Annotated in this window: 1 protein-coding gene; it reads left to right on the top strand. The window is 69.8% G+C overall.

Features of this window, described 5'->3' with window-relative positions; translation table 11 throughout:
* On the top strand, positions 1–1474 hold a 1474-nt coding region (tnpB, locus tag FCI23_RS55635), incomplete at its 5' end, for an IS607 family element RNA-guided endonuclease TnpB (protein ID WP_322974072.1).
* Between the last annotated feature and the right edge of the window lie 68 nt (positions 1475–1542).

A 1542-nucleotide genomic window follows, 5' to 3' on the forward strand; every position in this document is an offset into this window, starting at 1 on the left:
GAGCGGGAAGAAGAAGCGGCGGGGGTTCGAGGCGCGGCCCGGCTTCCACGTCGTGGGCCACAGGCTCGCCCTGGACCCAGGCGCGTCCGCCCTGCAGGCTCTGGCCTCGCATTGCGGGGCGGCGCGGGTCGCCTACAACTGGGCAGTGCGGCATGTGCTGGCGAGTTGGTCGCAGCGCGCGGCGGAGGAGACCTACGGCGTCCCCGAGGCAGAGCGCGTTCCGTGGCGGTCGTGGTCGCTGCCGTCGTTGCGGAAGGCGTTCAACGAGGCCAAACACACCGACCCCTTCCTGCGGGAGTGGTGGGCGCAGAACTCGAAGGAGGCCTACAACACCGGCCTGTCGAACGCTGCCGCCGCGTTCGACAACTACGCCAAGTCCCGGCGCGGTGAGCGCAAGGGCGCCCGGATGGGCAGGCCCCGTTTCAAGTCGAAGCGGAAGGCTCCTCCGGCGTGCAAGTTCACCACCGGCACCATCCGCCTCGATGACCGGCGGCATGTCGTCCTGCCCCGCCTCGGCCGGATCCGCCTCCATGAGGACGTCCAGCCCCTCGCGGACGCGATCGCCGAAGGCGGAATGCGGATTGTGTCGGTGACGGTGCGGTTCGAGCGGGGCCGCTGGTTCGCGGTCCTGCAGACCGAGGAACGCAACACCATCGCCCCTGCCACCCGGCCCGGCACGGCGGTCGGGATCGACCTCGGCGTGAAGACTCTCCTGGTCATGGCGGACTCCGCCGGCGAGGTCCGCGAGGTCGCGAACCCCAAGTACTACGACCAGGCCCTCACACAGCTCCGGAAGGCCTCCCGGACCCTCTCCCGCCGACGCGGCCCGGACCGCCGCACCGGACAGCCCCCGTCCCACCGCTGGGAGAAAGCCAACGCGGTCCGCAACCGGATGCACCACCGGGTGGCAAACCTGCGGGAGAACCATCTCCACCAGGCCACCGCGCGTATCCCCGCCGAGTACGGCACCGTCGTAGTCGAGGACCTCAACGTGAAAGGCATGGCCGGCAACCGGCGTCTGTCCCGCCGTATCTCCGACGCGGCGTTCGGGGAACTGCGGCGCCAGCTCACCTACAAAACCCAGCGCCACGGTGGACGTCTGATCGTCGCCGACCGCTGGATGCCCTCCTCCAAGACCTGCTCCCGCTGCGGTGTGGTGAAAGCCAAGCTGCCCCTCGGCGTGCGTGTCTTCGAGTGCGACGCCTGCGGACTCGTCCTGGACCGGGACGCGAACGCAGGCCACAACCTGGCCGCCCTCGCGGCGGCAGGCGGTGAAACGGGTACCGGAGTGGCCGGAGACCCGGGCCCCACCCTGGTGGTGGTGCCGAAGCCTCGTGGAGCCAAGCAGAAGACCCGCACCGCCCGAACCCGCAAGGGGACAGGCACGCGGGCGGCTGGCGCAACACCCCGCCAGGGGACGGAAACGAGAGATCGTCGACAGGACACCATGCGCGAGCAACTCGCGCTCTGGTGATACCGTCACGAACCTTCCGGGCGGAAACGCCCGGAATGCTGAGAGTCGCTGAGACTCGAAGCAACGGT

The organism is Actinacidiphila oryziradicis, from assembly GCF_005047355.1.
In the GTDB taxonomy this organism is placed as follows: Bacteria; Actinomycetota; Actinomycetes; order Streptomycetales; family Streptomycetaceae; genus Actinacidiphila; species Actinacidiphila oryziradicis.